Consider the following 251-nt stretch of genomic DNA (forward strand, 5'->3'; position numbering starts at 1 on the left):
GTTGTGGCCTGCGTCGTCGGCCATCACGTACTCGCCCGCGCGCAGCCGCGCGATGAGGCCCGAGGTCCAGGAGATGTCGGCGTGGCAGTGGGCGAGCCACAGCCGGTACAGCTCGTTCACGTGTGCGGGCTGGCCCCATTCGATGCCCTTGTCGAGGACGGTGCCGACGTTCGCGCGCTGGCCCTCGAGCTGGACGAGGCGGTATTCGAGCAGGTCGAGGGCCAGCTGTCGGGGGAGCGCTGTGATGGACA

At 69.3% G+C, this 251-nt stretch carries 1 pseudogene; it reads right to left on the reverse strand.

What is annotated here, in order from left to right:
* Positions 1–251 (reverse strand): annotated as a pseudogene (locus ABD323_RS45245) (PadR family transcriptional regulator); the annotation flags it as partial.

It is taken from the genome of Kitasatospora nipponensis, assembly GCF_039528135.1.
Taxonomy (GTDB): Bacteria; Actinomycetota; Actinomycetes; order Streptomycetales; family Streptomycetaceae; genus Kitasatospora; species Kitasatospora nipponensis.